Source organism: Candidatus Phaeomarinobacter ectocarpi (assembly GCF_000689395.1).
GTDB classification, from domain to species: domain Bacteria; phylum Pseudomonadota; class Alphaproteobacteria; order CGMCC-115125; family CGMCC-115125; genus Pyruvatibacter; species Pyruvatibacter ectocarpi.
Genome location: NZ_HG966617.1, coordinates 3,345,786 through 3,368,864, shown reverse-complemented (window position 1 = coordinate 3,368,864; position 23,079 = coordinate 3,345,786). Strand labels below are relative to the sequence as shown.

Annotated in this window: 20 protein-coding genes; 1 reads left to right on the top strand and 19 read right to left on the bottom strand. The window is 60.9% G+C overall.

The genetic code is table 11. From position 1 onward, the window contains the following. Positions 1 to 25 precede the first annotated feature (25 nt). The 18 genes from BN1012_RS16170 to BN1012_RS16080 form a co-directional block, all read right to left on the bottom strand. Positions 26 to 460, bottom strand: coding sequence for a helix-turn-helix domain-containing protein (locus tag BN1012_RS16170; protein ID WP_043950378.1), 435 nt, complete (start codon positions 458 to 460; stop codon positions 26 to 28). Positions 461 to 612: 152 nt separating this feature from the next. Continuing rightward, positions 613 to 2,238, bottom strand: a complete 1,626-nt coding sequence (gene lnt, locus BN1012_RS16165) for an apolipoprotein N-acyltransferase (RefSeq protein ID WP_043950377.1) — start codon at positions 2,236 to 2,238, stop codon at positions 613 to 615. A 15-nt stretch (positions 2,239 to 2,253) separates the two neighbouring features. Continuing rightward, positions 2,254 to 3,234: a hemolysin family protein gene (locus tag BN1012_RS16160; RefSeq protein ID WP_052535528.1), complete on the bottom strand. Its 981-nt coding sequence runs from the start codon at positions 3,232 to 3,234 to the stop codon at positions 2,254 to 2,256. Between the two features lie 138 nt (positions 3,235 to 3,372). After that, positions 3,373 to 3,900: an rRNA maturation RNase YbeY gene (ybeY, locus tag BN1012_RS16155; protein WP_043950376.1), complete on the bottom strand. Its 528-nt coding sequence runs from the start codon at positions 3,898 to 3,900 to the stop codon at positions 3,373 to 3,375. Further along, positions 3,893 to 4,834 carry a PhoH family protein gene (locus BN1012_RS16150; protein ID WP_081826532.1) on the bottom strand — a complete coding sequence of 314 codons (942 nt, stop codon included), beginning with the start codon at positions 4,832 to 4,834 and terminating at the stop codon, positions 3,893 to 3,895. Before BN1012_RS16150 ends, ybeY begins: the two co-directional genes overlap by 8 nt. Positions 4,835 to 5,025: 191 nt before the next feature. Then, positions 5,026 to 6,447, bottom strand: coding sequence for a tRNA (N6-isopentenyl adenosine(37)-C2)-methylthiotransferase MiaB (gene miaB, locus BN1012_RS16145; RefSeq protein ID WP_043950375.1), 1,422 nt, complete (start codon positions 6,445 to 6,447; stop codon positions 5,026 to 5,028). A 219-nt stretch (positions 6,448 to 6,666) separates the two neighbouring features. Then, the gene (gene olsA, locus BN1012_RS16140; protein ID WP_043950374.1) at positions 6,667 to 7,470 is read right to left on the bottom strand and encodes a lyso-ornithine lipid O-acyltransferase; all 804 of its coding nucleotides are present in this window, start codon (positions 7,468 to 7,470) and stop codon (positions 6,667 to 6,669) included. Between the two features lie 33 nt (positions 7,471 to 7,503). Beyond that, positions 7,504 to 7,929 (bottom strand): Fur family transcriptional regulator, encoded by a 426-nt coding sequence (locus BN1012_RS16135; protein WP_043950373.1) that lies wholly within the window; start codon positions 7,927 to 7,929, stop codon positions 7,504 to 7,506. 70 nt (positions 7,930 to 7,999) lie between these two features. After that, positions 8,000 to 8,500 carry a ribosomal protein S18-alanine N-acetyltransferase gene (gene rimI / locus BN1012_RS16130; RefSeq protein ID WP_052535526.1) on the bottom strand — a complete coding sequence of 167 codons (501 nt, stop codon included), beginning with the start codon at positions 8,498 to 8,500 and terminating at the stop codon, positions 8,000 to 8,002. Then, positions 8,493 to 9,230, bottom strand: coding sequence for a tRNA (adenosine(37)-N6)-threonylcarbamoyltransferase complex dimerization subunit type 1 TsaB (tsaB, locus tag BN1012_RS16125; protein WP_052535525.1), 738 nt, complete (start codon positions 9,228 to 9,230; stop codon positions 8,493 to 8,495). Before tsaB ends, rimI begins: the two co-directional genes overlap by 8 nt. 14 nt (positions 9,231 to 9,244) lie before the next feature. Beyond that, the gene (locus BN1012_RS16120; protein ID WP_043950372.1) at positions 9,245 to 9,838 is read right to left on the bottom strand and encodes a malonic semialdehyde reductase; all 594 of its coding nucleotides are present in this window, start codon (positions 9,836 to 9,838) and stop codon (positions 9,245 to 9,247) included. Positions 9,839 to 9,853: 15 nt separating this feature from the next. Then, entirely contained in the window at positions 9,854 to 10,387 is a 534-nt protein-coding gene (locus BN1012_RS16115; RefSeq protein ID WP_043950371.1) for a dihydrofolate reductase family protein, read from the bottom strand. A 58-nt stretch (positions 10,388 to 10,445) separates the two neighbouring features. After that, positions 10,446 to 11,003 carry a NifU family protein gene (locus tag BN1012_RS16110; protein WP_043950370.1) on the bottom strand — a complete coding sequence of 186 codons (558 nt, stop codon included), beginning with the start codon at positions 11,001 to 11,003 and terminating at the stop codon, positions 10,446 to 10,448. A 362-nt stretch (positions 11,004 to 11,365) separates the two neighbouring features. Continuing rightward, positions 11,366 to 11,899 carry a universal stress protein gene (locus BN1012_RS16105; protein WP_320408863.1) on the bottom strand — a complete coding sequence of 178 codons (534 nt, stop codon included), beginning with the start codon at positions 11,897 to 11,899 and terminating at the stop codon, positions 11,366 to 11,368. Between the two features lie 52 nt (positions 11,900 to 11,951). Then, on the bottom strand, positions 11,952 to 12,992 hold the full coding sequence (locus BN1012_RS16100; RefSeq protein ID WP_052535523.1) for a DUF2333 family protein: 1,041 nt from the start codon (positions 12,990 to 12,992) through the stop codon (positions 11,952 to 11,954). Between the two features lie 105 nt (positions 12,993 to 13,097). Then, the gene (gene trpS, locus BN1012_RS16095) at positions 13,098 to 14,132 is read right to left on the bottom strand and encodes a tryptophan--tRNA ligase (RefSeq protein WP_043950369.1); all 1,035 of its coding nucleotides are present in this window, start codon (positions 14,130 to 14,132) and stop codon (positions 13,098 to 13,100) included. 82 nt (positions 14,133 to 14,214) lie between these two features. Then, the gene (murJ, locus tag BN1012_RS16090; protein WP_043950368.1) at positions 14,215 to 15,774 is read right to left on the bottom strand and encodes a murein biosynthesis integral membrane protein MurJ; all 1,560 of its coding nucleotides are present in this window, start codon (positions 15,772 to 15,774) and stop codon (positions 14,215 to 14,217) included. 530 nt (positions 15,775 to 16,304) lie between these two features. After that, on the bottom strand, positions 16,305 to 19,259 hold the full coding sequence (locus BN1012_RS16080; protein ID WP_063958511.1) for a [protein-PII] uridylyltransferase: 2,955 nt from the start codon (positions 19,257 to 19,259) through the stop codon (positions 16,305 to 16,307). 139 nt (positions 19,260 to 19,398) lie between these two features. On the opposite strand from BN1012_RS16080, the gene BN1012_RS16075 reads away from it, so the two are divergent. Beyond that, positions 19,399 to 19,902, top strand: a complete 504-nt coding sequence (locus BN1012_RS16075) for a hypothetical protein (protein ID WP_043950366.1) — start codon at positions 19,399 to 19,401, stop codon at positions 19,900 to 19,902. 169 nt (positions 19,903 to 20,071) lie between these two features. Here BN1012_RS16075 and mutS read toward each other — a convergent pair whose 3' ends face one another. After that, positions 20,072 to 22,891: a DNA mismatch repair protein MutS gene (mutS, locus tag BN1012_RS16070; RefSeq protein ID WP_081826466.1), complete on the bottom strand. Its 2,820-nt coding sequence runs from the start codon at positions 22,889 to 22,891 to the stop codon at positions 20,072 to 20,074. Between the last annotated feature and the right edge of the window lie 188 nt (positions 22,892 to 23,079).

The window sequence follows — 23,079 nt, the reverse complement described above, 5'->3', positions numbered from 1 at the left end:
CCGGGTACGCCGAAGCGGGCGCGCCCTATTCCGCCGCAGGGGCCTGGGATTTCGCCAGGGCCTTGAGCATGTCCACAATGCCGCGGCGAACGCCCGGGTCGCGGATTTCGACAAAGGCCCGGTTGAGCTGCAGGCCTTCTGAACTGGAGACAAAGTCCATGACAAATGGCGCGCTGTCGCCTTCTGCAAATGCCTGATCTCCCCCCGGAGCAAGGGCATCATTGTCAGCCATTTCTTCGTAGAAATACTGCACAGGCACATTGAGAATACGCGACACCTCATAAAGGCGGCTGGCGCCAATACGGTTTGTGCCCTTTTCGTATTTCTGAACCTGCTGGAAGGTCAGCCCGAGTTGCTCACCCAGCTTTTCCTGACTCATCCCGACTAGCAGGCGGCGCAGGCGGACCCGGCTCCCCACATGTACGTCAATCGGATTTGGTTCTTTCCTAGCCACCCACACAACTCCCCTAGCAAAGACCACATTTGATACAGTGGTATTTTGCACTAACACTAACCTATGAGTGCAAGCAGGTGATGCGTACGTCAATATGAGCTATGTCAAAATAGTCAATAACAACGCACGGCACAACCTTGGGTTGCATTTTTTGTGTATCAATATTGTCTGTGTTTAGTCAGTTTTGAATACAGTATAGTTAATACTAGGGCTATACAGATAATCCAAAACCCTAGATCACCATTTCTAGAGTAAATGGTCGGATCAATTTTTCCCGGTAAGTTCTGGTCCAATACTCCGGCTTCACCCAAACGCAGATGGGCCCGTATCTGGCCACGCGGACCAATCACCGCCGATATTCCAGTATTAGCTGCACGGATAAGTGGAAGCCCCTGCTCGACCGCACGCATTCTTGCTTGAAAAAAATGTTGCCGTGGGCCAACCGAATCGCCAAACCACGCATCGTTCGTCGCGTTGAGAAGCCATCCGGGTCTGTAATCCCCTACGGAATTTCCGGGGAATATGATCTCATAGCATATCAACGGGCCCACAAATGGCATTCCAGGCACGTTTACAGACTGCGGACCTGGACCGCTGCTGTAACCTCCGCGCTGTCGGGTCAGTTGCTGCAACCCGATGGCATTCAGGAGTCGTTGCGCCGGCAAATACTCTCCAAACGGCACCAGATGCGCCTTGTCATAGGTGGCCGCAATGGTGGCATTCGAGTCCAGCACCATGACTGAGTTGAAGAACCGCGCCCACCGGCCATCCGGCATGGTCTGCGGCAATGGTTCAGCACGCACCGCGCCGGTGATCAGATGCACGCCGTCAGGCAAGGTGTCGGCAATAAGCGCGCGCGCGTCTGGATTGTCCGCCAGCAAAAAGGGCGGTGCGCTTTCAGGCCAGATGACATGGGTGATGCCATCCAGATTGTCCTGCGCCCGGCTGAGGCGCAAAAGGCGTGAGAAGTTGACCGCGCGCAGCTCCGGCCGCCATTTGTCTTTCTGGGCGATGTTCGGCTGCACGATCCGCACTTTGACATCGGCCACATCGGCCGGTGTGGGCAAGGACAGCCGCCACAGACCAAATCCAAAAAGCGCCAGCGGCAGAACGCCGGCGAAACACACAAAGGCGGCAGCCCGGCTGCGGGTCACTGTGACACCGGGCCCCGCCAGCAGCGCGGGCGCTGTTGCAACGAGAGCTGCCAGAACCGTGTGTCCATAAAGACCCCAAAGGGACGTGGCCTGCACCAAGGTGTCGGAGACAGAGAAGCCATATCCAAGACTGTTCCACGGGAAGCCCGTCAGCACATGGCCGCGCAGCCACTCGGCCAGCGCAAAGGCGACCACAAAGGTGAGGACGCGCGTCGCTCCGGTGCGGGATACGGCGCGCGCTGCAACGGCGGCACCCGCAAAAAACAAGGCCAGACCGCCGGGCATGATGACCGCCACAAAGGGCAGCATCCAGGCGAACTGGTCAGCGTCCACAAGGAAGGCAGAGCCGATCCAGTACAGCCCTGCCAGAAAGAAGCCAAAGCCAAAGGCCCACGCCGTCAGGGCCGCAGAGCGCCAGCCGACAAAGCGTTTTTCAGCATCGGGCTCAATACCGTCCAGCAACCACAGCAGCACCGGGTAGGTGACGAACAGCAATGGCCACAGACCAAAGGGCGGCATGGCAAATACGGTCAGCGCGCCCGCAATGGCCGCCAGACCGAGCCTCTGCCAGCCTGATCGCCCGGCCAGCCACTCCGCCAGCCGGGTTACTCCCCCAACAATCCCCTGCATGCGCCCTGCCTGTTGTTAATCAGTGGTCGGACTATCCGACATTTCAGAAGCCGGACTATCCGACGCTGCCCCTGGATGCACCACCAGCCGCTTGATGCGGCGCGGATCGGCATCTGCAATTTCAAACTCGATGCCGGTTTCATGCACCACGACTTCACCGCGTTGTGGCACGCGGCCCAGCATGTCGAATACGAGGCCACCCAAGGTGTCCAGTTCATCTTCGCGCTCTTCTGGCATCAATGTGACGCCGAGCATTTCTTCAAGGTCCCCAATCTCAGCGCGCGCTGTGGCATCGATCAATCCGTCGGGAAGGCGCACAAGGTCGGAGCGTTCAGCCTCGTCGTGCTCGTCTTCAATTTCACCGACGATTTCCTCGACCAGGTCCTCAATGGTGACAAGGCCGTCTGTCCCGCCATACTCGTCAATCACCAGCGCCATGTGAACGCGGCTTGCCTGCATCTTGAGAAGCAGGTCAATGGCCGGCATGGAGGGTGGCACATAGACGAGATCGCGGCGGATGGATGCCAGGTCGAATTTGTCATCGGTCGCACCGCCGGTGCGGTTGTCAGCCATCCAGCCGAGCAGGTCCTTGATGTGCACCATGCCGCGCGGATCATCCAGCGTTTCGCTGAAAACCGGCAGACGGGAATGGTTGGCTTCACGAAAGGCTTTCACGAGCTCATCAAGTGACGTGCCTTCTTCGACCGCGACAATGTCGGGACGCGGCACCATGACGTCTTCGGTGCGCAGCTCATTGAAGCCCAGCAGATTGACGAACATGTCCTGCTCCGCTGCGGACAGGCCCGCGGCGCCGTCTCGTTCCTCTGCCAGCACGGCATCAAGGGACGCGCCCAGGGAACTGGCTTCTGCACCGCCGCGTATGTAGCGCCAGGCGCGCGCCAGGCGCTGTGTCAGCGGTTGGCCGGGTGCAAACGCCGCTGATGCGGGTCTGTCGCCGGGGGAAGTCTTGTCTGTCGTGTCGTTGGCCAAGGCCATCGTCTGGGGCTCCTGTTTCCCGGCGGTTCGGCCTGCCGGGGAGGCACATTGTCATTCGGGCAATCTACAGTGCATTGCCATCATTACAGAACCCTCAACCCGGACGCCACATGCGCGGGGTGTCAGGCTCCATGGCTGTCAGGACGCGTAAGGATCGCCAATGCCAAGGTCTGCGAGAATCCTGCGCTCCAGATCTTCCATTTCGTCTGCGTCGCCAGGCGTTTGGTGGTCATGCCCCTGCAGATGCAGCATGCCGTGGACGACAAGGTGCTGCAGGTGGTCGGACACTGTCTTGTTTTCCGTGCGGGCTTCGGCTGCCAGCGTGTCGAAGCTGAGGGCGATGTCGCCCAGATGGCGCGCCGCCTGCATGGCCAGCGTGGCGTCTGGAAGGGGTGGCGCTGGAAAGGACAGCACATTGGTTGGCTTGTCCTTGTTGCGCCACTGCTTGTTCAAGGCCTGCAGGGCGGCGTCGTTTTCCAGCAGGATGCTGACCTCGATCACCTGGTCCGCTGCACTGTCCGGTGCGGGCTGAAAAGCCGCCTCGACCGCGGCACGGATCAGCCCCTCAACATCGTCGAGAGTGCCCCAGTCGCCATTTTCGCGAAGGATGTCGATCTGAAGCAGGCCGGATTGATCAGCGTCAGGCTTTGATGCCGGGTCAGGCATTGCCGCCCTTGTCCTCGTTCGGCAGCAACTTGCCCTCCGCTTCGGAATAGGCATGCACGATGCGGGTCACCAGCGGGTGGCGCACCACATCCACATTGGCAAACTCCGTGACCGCGACACCCTTGACGTTGCGCAGCACGTCGCGCGCCTCCCTGAGGCCGGACTTTGAGCCCATGGGCAGGTCGACCTGTGTCGGGTCACCGGTGATGGCCATACGCGAGTTTTCGCCCAACCGCGTCAGGAACATTTTCATCTGCACGGATGAGCAGTTCTGCGCTTCATCAAGAATGACATAGGCATTGGAGAGGGTGCGGCCACGCATGAACGCCAGCGGTGCGACTTCAATCTCGCCGGACTCAAGACTGCGGGCCACCTGCTCGGCGGGCAGCGTGTCGTAGAGTGCGTCATAGAGCGGACGCAGATAGGGGTCGATCTTCTCGCGCAGGTCGCCGGGCAGGAACCCCAAACGTTCACCTGCTTCCACAGCAGGGCGCGACAGGATGATGCGATCCACCTGACCCTTGATGAACAGGGACACTGCCGCTGCCACCGCCAGATAGGTCTTGCCGGTGCCCGCAGGCCCCATGCCGAAGACCAGCTCATTGGTCTGGAGCTGTTTCATGTAGTGGGCCTGGTTGGCAGAGCGCGGCTCGATGACCCGTTGCTTGGTCACAATCTGGACGCTGGACGAGCCCTTCCGGCCTTCGGGCAGGGCGCTGGTGGCCATGCGCACCGCCCCATCCACATCCGCCATGGCCACTTCCTGACCGCGCTTGAGTTTGCCGTAGAGGTCGCCGAGGGCCTGCGCCGCATTCCCGCGTGCGTCATCGGCACCGCGGATGGCAATGCGATTGCCGCGCGGTGTCAGGGCAACCCCGAGCAATTGCTCTATGCGGGCAAGGTTGCAGTCGGCAACGCCGGCCAGTCCGCTCATCAAATGGTTGTCGTCAAAGTCGAGCACCACAACGTCAGGCCGTGGTCCGCCCTGAGCTCGCACCCCTTGGGCCTCGGCACCCCGAATCTGGGCCCCCTTGGCTTTTTGCGCCTCGGGCTGCGCGGCCTGGTTTGCGGCGCTTTGCGCCGATGATGAGGCTCCAACGGGAGCAGAAGCACTGGTTCCAACGCTCAAGCAGCGTCTCCTTTAACAAGACTGTCCGTCGCCGATATGTCGGCAAGCTTACCTGAAAGACTGTTCGCGTGCGCGGCTTCAATGACAACCGGCACGATTTCGCCGCGTAGATGCATTGGTGCATCAAGATGAACGGCCTGAAGATAGGGCGACCGCCCGGCCAGTTGCCCGTCTCGCTTGCCCACGCGGTCCAGCAGCACCGACATGGTCTTGCCGACGGAGGCCGCATTGAAGTCGCGCGACTGCTCGTTCAGCAGGGCCTGCAGGCGCGCCAGACGCTCAACCTTCACGTCCTCGGGCACCTGCGTGTCCTGAATGGCGGCGGGTGTTCCCGGTCGCTGGGAATATTTGAACGAGTAGGCCTGCGCGTATCCCACATCGCGGACAAGCTGCATGGTCGCTTCAAAATCTTCGTCTGTTTCGCCGGGGAACCCGACGATGAAATCACCAGACAATGAGATGTCGGGACGCGCGTCGCGCAGCTTGTCGATCAGCTGCAAATAGTCTTGTGCCGTATGCTGACGATTCATTGCCTTGAGAATTTTGTCTGACCCCGCCTGCACCGGCAGATGCAGATAGGGCATCAGCTTGTCCAGATCGCGATGGGCGGCAAACAGATGGTCATGCATGTCGCGGGGGTGGCTGGTCGTGTAGCGCAGGCGCTCCAGTCCATCGATCTCGGCCAGGGCAAACAGCAGGCGACCAAGGTTGGAAGGCGCGTCCCCCACCCCATCTCCGTGCCACGCATTGACGTTTTGGCCCAGCAGCGTGATTTCACGCACGCCAGCATCCACAAGGCCGCGCGCTTCATCGAGCAACTGGTGCATGGGGCGCGAGACTTCAGAGCCGCGCGTATAGGGCACGACGCAGAACGTGCAAAACTTGTCGCAGCCTTCCTGCACCGTGAGGAAGGCCGCCGGACCACGGCCCAGGGTTACTTTTTTCGATGGCTGCGGCAGATGTTCAAACTTGTCTTCGGTGGGAAACTCCGTTTCGACCAGGCGCTCGCCATCCTTGGCGCGCTCAACGAGCTGCGGCAGGCGGTGATAGGCCTGCGAGCCAACGACGAAATCAACCACCGGCGCACGGTCGAGCATTTCCTGTCCCTCCGCCTGCGCCACGCAGCCGGCCACACCAATGGTCAGCGGACGGCCCTGCTTGAGGCGCGCTTCTTTGAGAATGCGCAGGCGGCCCAGTTCTGAATAGACCTTGGCGGCGGCATTTTCACGGATGTGACAGGTGTTCAAGATCACGACGTCGGCGGCGTCCGGCGCCTTTGCGGTTTCATAGCCCTTGGGGGCCAGCGCGTCTGACATGCGATCGCTGTCATAGACATTCATCTGGCACCCATAGGTCTTGATGAAAAGCTGGGGCTTGTCGTTTTCTGGTGCTGAATCTGGTGTGCGGTCGTCCGGCAAAGTGGGCGTCTATCTCTCTTGGAAAGGCATGTAAGCGGTTGGTCCTGCATCATTTATGCGCCGGTTTGGTCACTGGCTCAACTCACACCGTTAATGGGCTGATATGCGTGCTCCAGCAGCATCAGACCGAATCCTGCGCTCAGCATGATCACGGGGACATGGCAGGGCGATGACAGGCAGGAGCTTTTCGACAAAACCCAAAGTCAGACGGCGGGGGGATCAGGCCGCGTCGCGGCCGGAAATGGCCCGGGCCACGCCATTGGCCACCTTGTCTTCGCAATAAACCGCCAGGGCCTTGCGGGTGCCGGCCTGGGTGATGGAAACGGGCTCATGGAACTCCATGACCACATCAAACGGCCCAAGCTGGAAGACTTCCCAGAGATGGGGTACCAGCTCCATGTCGCCGTACCAGGCAAAGAAGGGCCGGAAATGCCGTCCCATGGGCAGGCCGTGCAGGCGCGTATAGGCAACGGACACCGGCTGCACCATCACCATGTCGTCCAGCGCGCCGTCATCCCCTACCACGCTCATCTGGGCGACAGACATCAAGGCGCTCTTGAAGGGCAAGACCCAGTTGCCGTTGTTGGAGGTGCCTTCGGGAAACAGGATCAGCGTGTCGCCGTCAACGATGCGCCCGTGGATCTGGTTGCGATGTTCGCGCGTCTTTGTGCGGCGCTCGCGCTCGACAAATACCGTGCGCTGGAGTTTGGCCATCTGGCCGAAGAACGGCCACGTCGCCACTTCGCTCTTGGCGATGAACGAGACGGGAAAGACCGTGCTCATGATCGGGATATCAAGATAGGAGGTATGATTGGCGCAGATGAGCACCGGCCTGTCAGTTACCGGCGTGCCTTTGAGGGTCACTTTGATACCGATGATCTTGCACAGCAGGCGGTGATAATAGAGCGGCAGGGCATAGGACCCAGGCAGGTTCAGCCGGACCAGCAACCATTGCACGGGCATCATTGCCAGGGTCATTCCCACAAAGCCTGCTACCCGCAGGATGGCGCGCCAGGTGCCCATTCGTATCGCCTTTCCCGCCCTTTGTGCCGACCGTCAGCCGGTTGCGGTGTTCTTGTCTTCCAGAGGAACGCCATACAGCTCCAGGCGATGATCCACCAGCTTGAAGCCAAGCTCGCGGGCGACAATTTCCTGCAGGCGCTCAATCTCGTCATTGTTGAATTCAATGACATCGCCCGTCTGCACGTTGATCAGATGGTCGTGGTGATCGTCCGTCGCCGGTTCGTAGCGCGACCGCCCGTCGCGGAAGTCATGGCGCTCAAGAATGCCGGCTTCCTCAAACAGCCGAACGGTCCGGTACACGGTCGCGATCGAGATGTTGGAATCCACTTCAGAAGCGCGCCGATACAGCTCCTCCACATCGGGATGATCGTCGGCGGCGGACAGAACACGCGCGATCACGCGGCGCTGCTCGGTCATGCGCATGCCTTTTTCGATGCAGAGAGTTTCTAGCCTGTCCATTTTCGTCTTCCGGTCTTGAGCGGCCTGGGTACGGTGATTGGTAGCAATCTAGTCTTTTGGGCGCGCCACGTCATCCTTTTGCGGCGGGATTGCTCTCCTGCGCGGTCCAGCGCAGAACCAGCGCATCCACCGCAGGGCCCGCCGGGCGCGCATAATAGGCTTTGCGCTCACCGGCTATGTCAAAACCCATGCTCTGATAAAGGGCTTTTGCGGGCTCATTGTCGGTCGCGACTTCGAGAAACACCGTATCGCACTCAACCGCTAGAGCCGCGGTCAGACCGGCCATGACCAGCGCGCGGGCCATGCCCTGACGGTGGAACGCGGGATCCACTGCAATGGTCAACACTTCGGCTTCACTGGCGGCCACCCGCATCAGCACGAAGCCAGCCGGGGTGCCGTCACGCTCGACCATCAGCGCAAACACATTGGGTGTTTCAACCAGATGCAGCAGCGACGGCGCGCTCCAGGCGGACTTTTCGTCAAAGGCCGACGCGTGGATATGCGCCATGGCAGCGACATCCTGCGCGTCACCCGGGCGCACCTGCGGTGACCAGTTCGCGCCATCAGGCATGGGGAAGCGCTCCGCCGTTTTCCGGTTCTTTGGCGTCCGGGGGCCTGAGATAGAGCGGCGATGGGGGACCCACGCGGTCATCAGGCGCAACCAATGCCAGCCGCGCAATCCATTCCGCCTGGGGAGCCCACAGGCTCTCGTCCACCACGGCAACATCGCTGCTGCGCTCAAGAGCGGCCAGCGCGTCTGCAAGCTTGGGTGCGCCGGACCCGGACAAATTCACCAGACCTTCCGGCACCGCTTCAGCGGCAGTTTTCAGGTCAATGACCGAAGGTGCGACGACGAGCGTGCCCAGGGGGTCCACGATCTGCAGATAGACTTCATCATTGCGCGCATCAAAAGCGATGACACCGGCGCGCAATGGCTGATCAGCCTCTGGCTCAGGCAGCGTCACTGCGACAGCTTCAAGGGTCGACACCCCGACAATGGGAATGTCATGGGAGAGACCAAAGCTGCGGGCCGCAGACAGCCCGACGCGCAGCCCGGCAAATGTGCCCGGCCCCACGGTGACGCCAATACGCGTCAAGTCTTCAAGGCCAAGTTCGGCGGCTTCCAGCACGGCGCCGATCATGGGAATCAGTGCTTCGGCGTGGCCGCGCTTCATTTCTTCATGGGCCTTGGCCACGATATGGCCCGTGCGCGACACAATGGCCACCTGACAGGCGTCCATGGCGGTATCAAAACCAAGAACGAAAACATCGTCCGGCGGTGAGCTGGGAGGTGTGGTCACTAAGTGTTCCGTATTCAGACGATCTGGCAGGCGTCGCCAAAGGCAAGACGTGGCGAGCGCGGGTCAAGCTTGGCGTCGTTGCCATAGCCGATATTGCACAGGAAATTGGATTTGATGGTCGTGCCGCCAAAGAACGCTTCGTTGACGCCGTCCTGATCGAAGCCCGACATGGGGCCGCAATCCAGCCCAAGCGCACGGGCGGCAATCATGAAGTAGGCGCCCTGAAGCGAGCCATTGCGGAACGCTGTCTGCTCGGCAAATTCCTCGGACCAGTTAAACCAGCTCTTGGCATCCGGGTTGTGGGGAAACAGTTCGGGAATTTTTTCGTAGAACTCAAGGTCATGACCGATGATGGCGCAGACAGGTGCGGCCATGGTCTTTTCCTGATTGCCTTCCATCAGCAATGGCTTGAGCTTGGCTTTCGCTTCGTCCGACCGCACGAACACGATGCGGGCCGGTGAGCAATTGGCTGACGTTGGCCCCATGCGCATCATTGCATAGAGCTCGGCAATGGTTTCTTCACTCACCGGCTTGTCCAGCCAGTAATTGTGGGTGCGGGCGTCCATGAAAATCTGGTCAATTGCAGCGTTGGTAATTTTGGCAGCCATGGTGTGTCCTCCGGCTCAGGCGTCTGGAGCGTAAACTAGCGATAAAACGCCGTCCGCATAGGCCTTGTGGGAAAGAAGTTTGAGATGACCAGGCGGCGTGCCGTCGGCAAACAGCCTGATGCCCGAGCCCAGCAGGTCCGGCATGATGGACAACTCATAGGTATCGATGAGATTTGCGGCGATGAGCGGCGCGGTGCTGGCAGGGCCGCCGACGATCCAGACGTCGCCCTTGTCGGCATCGGCGCGCCATGCAGAGACTGTGCTGACCAGATCCTCCAACGGCAATGCCTGGACACAGGCAGGTGCGGCCTTATCCAGCGGACGACGGGTCACCACGTAAGTCGGCTTGTCGTCATAGGGCCAGGTGCCGAAGTCCTGCACCTGATCATAGGTCGCACGGCCCATCACCAGAGTTTCGATGTCGGCATAAAAGTCGTTGTACCCGTATCCGGACGGGTCTGTGTACGGATCCAGCCATTCCACACCACCGCCGTCGCTGGCGATAAACCCGTCAGCGCTCGCAGCAATGTAATATCTGATCTTTGCCATGGCAGAAGTGGTACGTCACTCAAGATGGCCAATCCAGACGTCTGTTGTCGCAGTGGGCCTAGACGGCGCGCACTTCCTGGACTTCCGGCACGAAGTGCTTGAGCAGGTTTTCAACACCGTTTTTGAGGGTTGCCGTTGACGCCGGGCACCCGGCACAGGCACCGATCATGTTGAGATAGACAACGCCTTCTTCAAAGCCGTGGAAGACGATGTCGCCCCCGTCCTGGGCCACAGCCGGGCGGACGCGGGTGTCGAGGATGTCCTTGATCTGGACAACCAGCGGATCATCGTCGTCGGCCGGAGCTGCATGACCGGTCGCGTTTTCAGCGCCCTCTGCCATCAGCGGTGCGCCGGAGGTGAAGTGATCCATGATGGCGCCCAGAACGGACGGGCGAATGTGGTTCCACTCCACAGCGTCCGCCTTGGTGACGGTCACAAAGTCACTGCCGAAGAAGACGCCTTCAATGTCACCCAGTGCAAACAGCCGGTCCGCGAGCGGAGACGCTTTGGCGCCCTCGGCATCGGTGAAATCCGCCGTGCCGGACGGCATGACGTCCTGCCCGGGCAGGAATTTCATGGTGGCGGGATTGGGGGTCGACTCGGTCTGGATAAACATACGCGGACACTCCACTTGGCCGCCTGATCCCCGGAAAACTTCAGGAAACGGCGGCAAATACCTGACTAATGGCGTTGGTTATCACTTAGATGGCCCAAAAGGGGCACATCTTCAACCATGAGCAAAACATGGATTTAGGTGCGCCCAGCATGGATTGTCCGGTTAAACCGGACAATGGCGTTGAATGGTCGTGTCTGGTTTCCCAAGACCCGCAGCTCCGGGCTTGATCCGGAGCCTACTCGCTAGCGATCAACTGCACAGCGATTGAGAGTGGACCCCGGATCAAGTCCGGGGATACGGATTTTTCTACTCATTAAAGTACGTAATCCCGAGACTATCAGGGGATCCAAGCAGCATCGCTGCTAAGCCAGCAGGTCGATCTGCTCATCCGACAAATCGCCGGGCACAATGGTCACCGGGATGCCAAATCCGCCTGCTGCATCGCTTGCGATGGAGGAGACCAGCGGGCCGGGGCCTTCCTTGCTGGTGCCGGCGCCCAGCACCATGACCGCAATATCGGGGTCTTCGGATATCAGCTGGGCCATCTGCTCCCGCAGCTTGCCCTCGCGGACGATCAACTCCGCCTGCACGCCGCAATGGTCGTAGGCCTGGGCGGCCAGCTTGTGCAGCACATGCTCGGCTTCCGCGCGGGCCTCTTCGCGCATGATGTTTTCAACGCCCAGCCAGTGCTGGAAATCAGCCGGGCTCAGCACCGCCAGAAGGGTGACGGCACCGCCGGTGTGGGCCGCACGCAGGGCGGCAAAGTGCAACGCCTTGGTTGCTTCCTCAGAGCCGTCGGCAATGACCAGAAACTTGCGTTTACGGGCAGGCGGCGCCTTGGGCGCCGGGTTATCCGGCATGGGCTCGGACCACTCGGTTTTTGACTTTGCGTTCATGCCCCAAGGCTGCCCGAGGATGGCGGTCCACCGCAAGCGGCAAGATTAATGACTATTTCAAGAGAATATTGGTGATTTCACGCAGCTGGGTGCGGGCCCGCAGCAGGTAAAAGCCCTGGGCCGACAGGTGACTGGGCACGAACTGCGAATCCGGCGCCCCGTCGATGATGACCCAGGGGTTGAGATCGACCGTCTGCTCCATGGACAGGGTCAGTTCGTCCCACGCATCGCCTAGCTCGCGCTCCACGATGAGGGCGTCAAAATCCCGGCGCAGTTCGCGCAGGATCAGGGCGTAGCCATAGACCTGGCCCTTGGTGAAATAGAAGACATCATCCGCCTGCGAATCCAGAGCAAAGCCGGAGCGCTCCAGCACGTGACGGTCGAGCACGGCGGATGTGGACCCGATATCGAGCGCAATGCGGTCGAGGGTGGCGAGCAGATTGTCAGCGCGCTTCTGGAAAGTGGCATCGCCTGCGGCCAGACGGGAATTGTAGGTGCGCAGTTTGCGCATGGCCTGGCGGTATTGCGCCTCGGACGTGGCCGTCGGGGCGAGGGAGACGGTCGGGTCCCACACCCATACGTCACCGGGATATTGCAGCAGGCCCGCGGCTGATTGCAGGTCTGAATCCGCCTCGCTGGAGCCACGGGTGCGGCCCAGCTGGTCCGTCAGTTCAAAGGAAAAGCGGGCCAGGGCCGCAATCACACCCTTTTGGAAGTTGGGCATGTTGTCGAGGATGGAAGCGGGCAGGAAGAACGGGTTGTTGGCGACCCAGTTGTTCTGATTGACCTCGCGGTCGATCAGGTCAGCGGTGATGGCCACCGCGCGGCTTTGACCGGGCAATACTTCGGTCTGGATTTCAAAATTGAGGTTGTCGTCAACCTTGTGGGTCCACCAGGCACCCAGCGGGTAATAGACGATGAGCAGGATCGCCAGGATGATAGCGGAGCGGCGCAGCCACACGCCTTCAATGTTGGGCACCCAGGACCGGCCTGATTTGCCCGCCGGTGTCCCCACCGTGCTGCCGGTATCGCGATAGGCCCATTTGTTGCGCAGGGATTGTGCGCTGTCGCGCGCCTTGTCGAGCATGCCCATATAGGTGGCTAGGCCTTTTTGATTGGTGTCAGGAACCCGTATCAGGGTTCCTTTTACATAAGAACGCCGGTATTTGGATCAAGTAAGCGGATTGAGGCGCGCTTGCTACGCCCCTACAAAGCCCACAATTGCCTTGGTTTGCTTCATGATCGGCTCTGCAATGGCCGCGGCGCGCTCGGAGCCCGCCTTGAGCACACTCTCAAGATGACCCGGGTCACCCTTGAGACGCACCAGCTCATTTGACACCGGGGCCAGTGTTTCCACTGCCAGCTCGGTCAGCTCCTTTTTAAACTCAGAGAACTGCTGACCGGCAAACCGGGTCACGACGTCGTTCTTGGGTTCCTTGGCAAGCGCCGCATAGATGCCCAGCAGGTTTTCTGCTTCCGCCCGGCCTTCAAAACCATCCTCCAGAGACGGCAGGGCATCCGGGTCCGTCTTCGCCTTGCGGATCTTCTGCGCAATCGTATCCGCGTCATCATCCATGTTGATGCGGCTGTTGTCGGACGGGTCCGACTTGGACATCTTCTTGGTGCCGTCGCGCAGGCTCATGACGCGCATGGCCGGGCCTTCAATCAATGGCTCGGGCTGCGGAAAGAATTCTTCGCCATTCGTCTGTGTACGGATGGTATCCGCGTAGTCGTGATTGAACTTCTGTGCGATGTCGCGGGCCAGCTCAAGGTGCTGCTTCTGATCATCGCCCACGGGCACGTGGGTGGCCCTGTAGACGAGAATGTCCGCCGCCATGAGGCTTGGATAGACATACAGGCCCGCAGACGCGTTTTCGCGATGCTTGCCGGCCTTCTCCTTGAACTGGGTCATGCGGTTCAGCCAGCCGATGCGGGTCACGCAGTTGAACACCCATGCCATTTCAGCGTGAGCTGCCACCTGGCTCTGGTTGAAGATGATGTTCTTGGCCGGGTCGAGGCCGGAGGCGAGATAGGCCGCCGTCACGCCCAGGGTGTTGGCGTGCAGCTCCTTGGGGTCCTGCCACATGGTGATCGCGTGCATGTCCACCACGCAATACAGGCACTCATACTTGTCCTGATAATCAGAAAAGCGGCTGAGCGCGCCGAGATAGTTGCCAAGGGTGAGTGTGCCTGTGGGCTGCACACCGGAAAACACGCGTTCTGGGAAAGACATTTTTTGACCTTGCTGCTTCAACCCCGGATGTGGACACCGGGCCCCATTTTGCAGGGGAGGCGCGTCTTATGGCGCGCGCAGCCTAGCGCCGCAAGGCCTGCTTCAGGTCGGAGAGGCGCGCCGCCCCGGTGATCTGACACAGCAGCGCATAAACGAGCCCGCCGCCTGCCACGAGGCCACCCAGCGCCAGAATGCCCAGCGCGTCCGCCGTCCAGCCGCCGGGCATCATGTCGGCAGCCGTTGGCCCCGCATAGGTGGCCGTGGCCCAGAGCAATCCGCCCATGGCGGCGCTGGCAATCAGGATCATTGGCAGGCGCTTTTTCAGGCGCGCATCGGCCTGGTAGTGACCATTGGCGGCAAGTCGGAACCACAACAGCCCGGCATTGACCCACGCCGCCATGGAGGTGGCGATGGCGATGCCGACAAAGCCGATCTGATAGAACAGGATCAGCGAGCCCGCGATATTGACGGCGATGCCCGCCGCGGCAAAGCGCATGGGCGTCACGGTGTTTTCGCGCGCAAAGAAGCCAGGCGAAAACACTTTTATCAATACGAAGGCCGGCAGACCGACCGCAAAGGCAGCGAGCGCCATCTGCGTCTTCAAGGTGTCGGCTGCGTCAAACGCGCCGCGCTCAAACAATGTCTCGATGATCGGGCCGGGAATGGCGATCAGCGCGGCTGCGGCAGGAAGCGTCAGCAGCATGGAAAATTCCATGGCCCGGTTCTGGGACCACATGGCACCGTCACCGTCATCCGCGCGCAGGCGGCGCGCCAGATCCGGCAGCAGCACGATGCCAATGGCGATGCCGATGACGCCCAGCGGCAGCTGATAGACCCGGTCTGCGTAATAGAGCCACGAGACGGCCCCGTCCTGCAGCGAGGCGATGATTGTCCCGATCAGCAGATTGATTTGAGCGATACCTCCGGCGATGACCCCGGGAATACCCAGCACCACCAGACGTTTGACGCCCGGTGTCATTTTCGGCATCCGCAGTCGCGGCATGAAGCCCGCCCGGTGGGCGGCCCACACCAGCATGGCCAGCTGCGCGACGCCTGCCGCCGACACGCCCCATACCAGCGCCAGACCTGCGTTCTCAAAGTAGGGCGCCGCAAACAGCAGCGTTGAAATAAGAATGATGTTGAGCAGCACCGGCGCAAAGGCGGCGGCGGCGAACTTGCCAAGGGAGTTCAGCACGCCGGAGAGGAGCGCCACCAGCGACATGAACAGCAGATAGGGAAAGGCGATCTGGGTGAACACCACCGCCATGTCGAACTTGTCAGGCGTATCAGAAAAGCCCGGGGCGATGCCATACATCAGCCACGGCATGGCGAGCTGGGCGATGGCGGTAAAGACAATCAGCACCGTCAGCAGGACCGCAAAGGCTTCTTCGGCAAACTGCCGCGCCGACTTTTCCCCCTCGCCTTCCAGCCGTTTGGCAAACAGCGGCACAAAGGCCGAGTTGAACGCGCCTTCCGCAAACAGCCTGCGAAACAGATTGGGAAACTTGAACGCCACAAAAAACGCGTCCGCCACCGGCCCGGTCCCCAGCACGGCTGCGATCAATATATCGCGCACAAAGCCAAGCACCCGGCTCATCATGGTCATGCCACCCACCGTGGCGAAGGATTTGAGCAGGTTCATGGGCTAAGGCTTGCGGGTGTTTGCGGGCAAAGACAAGGCAACGGTCGGCCTGATTTTACACAAAGCTGTGGATTAATGTCGGTATGCACTTGATCCGGCATGCCAAGCATCCAAGAATCTGATTCGGTGGTTGCTGCCACTCACCTTCGGAACGCCGTTCTTTGCCCTCTCGCGGCGGGGCGACGAGCGTCTCAACAGAGCCAGCCTGAGGCTGGCCCTAACCGAAGGAGGTTGTATGAAATCGCGTGTGAAGGACGTATTTGTCCACGCTTACACCCGGTTCAGGTGCGGTCGAATGGAGCATGTGTGCTCGCATTTTCGATCTCGCCCGATACAACTGAGCTTCAACTTCTAATTTGAAGTTGAAGCTCACATTGCAGGTCTAACGCAATGAGTGGCAGCGGCCACCACAGTTTCTGAACTTGAATCAGGGGCAGGACTTTGTCGAGGACAATATGAATATAATTCATGGTGATGAGAAATACTCATGACGTGGTGAGTCCAGTAAGACACACTTTTAGAACGCAGAATTACTCCGCCGCCCCCTTGAGCCGCTTCGTCCGCGCCGCACGTGCCTTCTTGCCCGTTTCGCGGGCGGCTTCGCGGCGTTCGGTGCGTTTTTTGACGCGGTCTTTCACGTCCTTGGGCTGTGGGCTGAGGCGGGAGTTGATGGCTGAGATGAGGCCCGAAGTGACCGCTTCCTTCTTGCCGTCCTGGACGACTTTGCCGCCGGTGACATCCTTCACATAGAACACGTCAACAATGCGCTCGCCGTAGGTGGCGATGTGGGCTGACGTGATGGTGAGGTTCAGGTGGAACAGGGCGCGGGTCAGGTCATAGAGGATACCCGGACGGTCCAGCGCGTTCACTTCAATCAGCGTGAAGCGTTCAGACGCTGTATTGTCGATGATGACCTGTGGCTCGATTTCAAACGCCTGCTGGCGGCGGGTGCGCTTGCGCTCGCGGGCGATGGTGTCCTTGGGCAGCGTCTCGCCGCGCAGGTTTTTCTCGATCAGCTCTTTCAGACGCGCCACCCGGCGCTCTTCATCCACCACCTTGGAATTGTCTGACTGGACCCAGAAGGTATCCAACGCCATGCCGTCGGTCGTGGTGAAAATCTTGGCGTCAACGATGTTGGCGCCGGTCATGTCCACAGCGCCTGCGATGCGCGAGAAGAGACCCGCATGGTCCGGTGTCAGCACAGTGATCTCGGTGGCTTCATTGTCCGGCAGCGGCGTGACGCCGATTTCAAGCACGCTTTCCGGGCCGGCGGTTTCGTCCGCACCGGCCATCAGCCTTGCATGACGCTCCTGGGTATCCGGGTCCACCACCAGCCAGTAGCTGGGGGTCTGGCGCTCGATCAGAGCCTCGACTGTCTGGGTACCCAGATCAGCCATCCGTGTACGGAAGACGTCCTTGGCGGCATCCACGCGGTTGGTGCGGCTCAGGGCCTTGTTCTTGCCGGACAGGAGCGGCAGCGTTTCATCATAGAGCTGCTCGATCAGCTGCGCCTTCCAGCCGTTCCACACGCCGGGGCCCACGGCCTTGATGTCCGCAGTCGTGAGGATGGTCAGCAGCTTCAGGCGCTCAGGGCTTTGCACTTTGTCGGCAAAGTCCTTCACCGTGCGCGGATCGGAGATGTCCCGGGTCTGGGCGACGTCGGACATGATCAAATGTTCCAGCACCAGCCACTCGACGGTATCGGTCTCCGCCGGCGTCAACCCCAGGCGGGGACCAAGTTTGCGGGCGATCTTCGCACCGGCCACCGAGTGGTCCTCCGGGCGGCCCTTGGCGATGTCATGCAGGAACATGGCGAGATAGATCACCTTGCGCGACTGCACTTTCTGCATCAGGTCATTCGCCAGCTTGTGCTGGTCGGCATCAACGCCTTTTTCAATGCCGGAGAGAATATGGATCGCGTAGATCAAATGCTCGTCGGCGGTGTAGTGGTGATACATGTTGAACTGCATCAGCGCGACGATGCGGCCAAAGTCGAGCACGAAGCGGCCCAGCACGCCGGCTTCGTTCATGCGGCGCAGGGCAATGTCCGGCGTGTGCTCTGACACCAGGATTTCGCAGAACAGCCGGTTGGCTTCGTCGTTCTTGCGCAGGCTTGCATCCACCAGCTTGAGCGACCGGCGCACAAGGCGCAGGGCATCTGGATGAATATGCGTGCCGTTCATTTCAGCAGCGTGGAAAAGCCGGATGATGTTGACGGGATCACTGGAGAACAGATCCTCCGTATCCGCATTAATGCGCGCACCATCAAGCACGAAGCCCGGCGGCAGCGGCGCGGCGCCCCGGCGTACTTTGGCGCCGAAGCCCACGGCTTCCATCAAGGGGGCCAGCTTGTTGCGCAGGCTGTTGGCAGCACTTGATGCTGGGGCTGCCTTGCGCTGCTGGTCTTCCAGGGTGGCGCAGAAGATGCGGGTGAGATCGCCTACATCCTTGGCCACGAGGAAGTAATGCTTCATGAAGCGCTCAACGTCCTTCATGCCGCCGTGGCTGGTGTAGCCAAGGCGCCTGGCCATCTCGATCTGGATGTCGAAGCTCAAACGGTCTTCAGGACGGCCGGTGACGAAGTGCAGATGACAGCGCACAGCCCACAGAAATTCGTCCGCCTTCATGAAGGTGCGCATTTCCGACGCGCGGAACACGCCTTTCTTCACAAGATCACGCGGGTCCTGCACGCCGTAGAGATATTTGCCGATCCAAAAGAGCGTCTGCAGGTCGCGCAGACCGCCCTTGCTCTCCTTGATGTTGGGTTCCACCAGATAGCGCGACTGGCCGGCGCGGGCGTGGCGCTCATCGCGCTCTTCGAGCTTCATACGCACAAACTCACGGCCGGTGCCGGGCACCAGCTGGTTCCAGAACGCGTCCATCAGGTCGTCGAACAGAGGCTCATGGCCCCATAGATAACGCGCCTCAAGAATGGTGGTGCGGATGGTGATGTCTTCGCGCGACAGGCGGATGCACTCGTTTACGGAGCGGGTGGCATGGCCGACCTTGAGGCCCAGATCCCACAGCATGTAGAGCATGTATTCCACAACGCTCTCGCCCCAGGGCGTCTGCTTGTGCGGCAGCACGAACAGCAGGTCGATGTCAGACTGGGGTGCCAGTGTACCGCGTCCATAGCCACCCACAGCCACGATGCAGATGTTCTCTGCTTCGGTGTGGTGTGCAGACGGAAAGGCGTGGACGCGACAATAGTCGTAGAGCGCCTGGATGATGACATCCTGCAGGTAGCAAAGGCTCTGGGCGGTCATGATGCCCTTCATGCCGGCTTCCAGCGCCTCGCGTATGACGGCGCGGCCATCGGCCATGGTTGTTTTCAGCAACTCCAGAACAGCGGCGCGCTGTTCCATCTCATTGCCCGCGTGCGCACGGAACGATGCGGTCAGGGCAACGCGCAGTGCGTCTGCGTCCACAATCTTTGCGGGAGAAAGTGTGACGGCGACGGATGCTGACTTCTTAATTGTGTTCATTACGCCACATATAGCTCGTTTGCGTCGGAAATGCGCGGTATTCGGACCGATTGTTCATTGTAACAGACTTCAAAGCATACAACGCTGCGCGAGCGTTACGTGTATTTTGCGGACGCTGACCATAAAAGAGGGGGGCCATATGGCCATTCGTACAGGACTTGCTATCGGGCTTATCGCGTTTGCCGCGGCGGGCTGTTCAACAATTATCGAAGGTACAGATCAGGATATCACACTGGCCTCTGTTCCAAGTGAGGCTGAATGCACCGTGCAGAAAAATGGCGTGACGATCGCCAAAGTAAACAAGACGCCAGGCCGCGTCACGGTGGACAAGTCCAGCGCTGACCTGACGGTTGTGTGCAACAAAGAGGGCTTCAAGGAAACCCGTGGCATACTTGAATCAGATCTGGCCGCTGCCACATTTGGCAATGCCATTGCCGGTGGCCTCATTGGGGTCGTGATTGACGCCTCTACCGGCGCCAACAGCAAATATGATGACACCATCACCGTAACACTTGTGCCTGAGGCACCCGCTGCAGAAGCCGCACCAGAGGCTCCGGCCCCTGCCGAAGCCGACGCGGACGCAGCACCTGCTGCAGCGCCAGCAGGCGGTATGCAGCCGATCGCGAATCCGCCTTCCAGCTAAGCCGCTGACATTATGGCCATGGATTGGGCCGGGCAGCAGGAGAGGGACCATGTTCCTCGGAACGCTGCCCGGCCTTTTTCATGTTTTATAGGTCTTCGACTCAAATGTGAGGATTAACCATGTAACGCCTTGAAAAGGCGTTGCCTGGCAGATTTCGTCCGGGTCAGGATTAATCGTCGCTCAGCTTGCGCCTGAGCGCATAGATCAGGTCCAACGCGTCGCGCGGAGTCATTTCGTCGGGGGCTGCTTCGCTCAGGGCGTCGCGGATGGGGTCTGGTCCCGATGGGGCATGCCCGGCGGATTTTGGACGCGGGGCTGCGGCAAACAGGGGCAGGTCTGCTGCAAGGTCGCCTTTGGACGCCCCGCCGGTGTCACCCTCTTCGAGAGCCTTGAGGACCTCTTCGGCCCGCGACAGCGCCGCGTCCGGCAACCCGGCCAGCCGGGCCACATGGATGCCGTAGGAGCGATCAGCTGCGCCCGGGGCAACCTCATGCAGGAACACGATGTCCTGACCGTGCTCGGCCACCCGCATGGTGGCGTTGGCCAACCGGTCCAGCGTTGAGGTGAGCGCTGTCAACTCATGATAGTGGGTGGCAAAGAGCGTGCGGGCGCGATTGACCTCGTGCAAATGTTCCAGCGTCGCCCAGGCAATCGAAAGCCCGTCATAGGTGGCGGTGCCCCGGCCAATCTCGTCCAGTATGACAAGCGATTTGTCAGTCGCGCGGTTGAGAATGGCGGCGGTTTCCACCATCTCGACCATGAATGTGGACCGTCCCCGGGCCAGGTCGTCAGACGCACCGACGCGGGAAAACAGCCGGTCCACAACGCCGATATGGGCTGCTGCCGCGGGCACGAAGCTGCCCGCCTGGGCCATCACCGCAATCAATGCGTTCTGGCGCAGAAATGTCGATTTACCGGCCATATTGGGGCCTGTGAGCAGCCAGACAGGCCGTGCGGGCTCACCGGTTTTTTCGTCGATTGCACCCTCACCGGACAGATTGCAGTCATTGGGAATGAACGCCCCGTTGCCCTGGCGCTTGAGCGCAGCCTCAACCACCGGATGCCGCCCGGCATCAATGTGAAAGGCAAGTGAATTGTCTATCTTGGGGCGCGCCCAGTTATTGCCCTGTGCTGCGTCCGCCAGCGCTGCCGCCACATCAAGCTCTGCCAGAGCAGATGCGATGTCCGGCAGGTCGGGGATCGCCTTGATTTCAGCCGCGAGCTGATCGAACAGCTCTTTTTCGCGGCCAATCGCGCCATCGCCGGCGCGGGAGACCTTGGCGTCCAGCTCTGCGAGCTCAACGGTTGAAAACCGCATGGCATTGGCGAGGGTCTGGCGATGGCGGAAGGTTTCCTGCAACTCGCCGTCCATCATTCGGTCGGCCTGGGTGGCAGACACCTCGATGAAATAGCCCAGCACATTGTTGTGGCGCACTTTGAGGGTCTTGATGCCGGTCTGGTCGCGATATTGCGCTTCCAGCCCGGCAATCACCTTGCGGCTGCCGTCGCGCAGGGAAATCAGCTCATCGAGGTCCGCGTCATAGCCCGGTGCGATGAACCCGCCATCACGGACCAGCAGGGGCGGCTCCTCGACCAGCGCCCGGCCCAGCAGGACGCCCAGCGCCGAGGCTGATCCGGTCCGGGTTGTCTCCAGACGCGTTGCCGCCGCGCTGACATCTTCGGGCAGGGGCGGAAAGTCGGGCGCCCTGCCCGCCTGTGGGTCCAGCAATGCGGCAACGTCCGCGCCGCCCTTGATGGCGGCAGCCACCGCGCCCAGATCACGCGGGCCACCACGGCCCAGGGCCAGCCGGGACAAGGCGCGCTCCAGATCAGGCACGCCGCGCAGGCAGTCGCGCATATCGCCCCGCAGCCGGGTCTGCTCGGCAAACAGCGTCACAGCCGCCAGGCGCTTGTTGATTGGGGCCGGGTCTGCGAGAGGCGCGGCCACACGCTGCTTGAGGGCGCGCGCGCCTGCGGCTGTCACAGTTGCATCCATGATGGCAAGAAGGCTGCCGTCGCGGCCACCCTCAGGCCCGCGGGTCAGCTCGAGGCTCTGGCGGGTGGCGGCATCAATCGCCATCAACCCCTGCTCGCTGGTGGTTTTGGGAGGCGACAGGGCGGGTGCCGCGCCTGCCTGTGTCAGCGTCACATAGTCCACCAGCGCACCGGCAGCGGCGATTTCCGCCCGGCTGAAGTCACCAAAACCATCAAGGGCTTTGACGCCGAACAGCGTTTCAAGGCGGCGGCGGGCATTGTCGCTGTCAAAGGCCGAGGCGCGCAGGGGCGTCAGCGGCGTTCCCACGCCCTGAATGGCGTCGGCGATAAGCTCGTCGGCCAGCAGCCCGTCATGCATCACAAGTTCGCTGGGGCTCAGGCGGGCCAGCGCTGCCGCCAGGGCATTGGCTTCAACCGCCTCCACATGGAAGGAGCCGGTGGAGACATCCGCATAGGCCAAACCCAGTGTCTGGCTGCCATCCGCCCGCACCCGGGCCAGGGCTGCCAGCAGATTTGTATCACGGGCATCCAGCAGGGCGTCTTCCGTCAGCGTGCCCGGCGTGACGATCCGCACCACGGCCCGGGCGACCACGGATTTGGAGCCGCGTTTCTTGGCTTCTGCAGGATCTTCTGTCTGTTCACAGACCGCGACCCTGAACCCCTTGCGGATCAGCCGGGAAAGATAGGCGTCTGCTGCATGCACCGGCACACCGCACATGGGGATATCCGCGCCCAGATGCTTGCCGCGCTTGGTCAGCGCAATGTCGAGCGCCGCTGACGCCTTGACCGCATCGTCAAAGAACAGCTCATAGAAATCGCCCATCCGATAGAACAGGACGCAGTCCTCATGGGCCTGCTTGATCTCCATATATTGCGCCATCATGGGCGTGGCTTGGGGGGTGGCTTGGGACTTTGATGCAGGCACGCCCTGCTTAACCGGCTCTGATTTGAGCGGGGCAGCAGGCGCTGTTTCTTTGATTACGGGCGGGGTCATAGCCGGCGGAGACTATCAGGCGGCGGGCCCGACTGCGAGCCCGACTGCGAGCCTGTGTCACGTGTGGATCGGCGCATATTTGACCGGATGTGAGGGGTGTAACGCTTGTGGCGTGAGGCGGGCTTGCCTATAGCTTCACCCCTCGGCTACACCACCTGCCCCGGCACATGTGTGGATGGCTCCCATCC